Consider the following 394-nt stretch of genomic DNA (forward strand, 5'->3'; position numbering starts at 1 on the left):
CACCCGGCATAGCCTGACGGGTCTGCTCCAGCAGACCGGCAGGGAACGCCTCACCCGCCAGCACCACCAGATCCGCCGAGACATCCCTCTCCTGCCCCAACACCCCGGCAAACGCCGACGGCACCGCGGAAACGAGTGAACCGCTCCACGAGTCGCGCTCCGTCAACGCGAGAACGTCCCGAACCACCTCCACCGTCCCACCAGCCGCCAACGTCCCGAACAACTCGAACACCGACACATCAAAATTCAGCGACGTCGAGAACAGCGTCCGCGAGAAACGCTCCTCACCGAGCGACACCGCCCAGCGCACCAGCCCGGCCATCGCCCCATGCGGCACCACCACACCCTTCGGCCGCCCCGTCGAACCCGACGTATAAATCACATACGCCGCCGA

1 protein-coding gene is annotated in these 394 nt (G+C 66.2%); it reads right to left on the bottom strand.

Going from position 1 to position 394, the window contains the following annotated elements:
- A partial coding sequence (locus IF11_RS37500; RefSeq protein ID WP_037729523.1) for an AMP-binding protein occupies positions 1 to 394 on the bottom strand: 394 nt, incomplete at both ends.

Source organism: Streptomyces scopuliridis RB72, from assembly GCF_000718095.1.
In the GTDB taxonomy this organism is placed as follows: Bacteria; Actinomycetota; Actinomycetes; order Streptomycetales; family Streptomycetaceae; genus Streptomyces; species Streptomyces scopuliridis.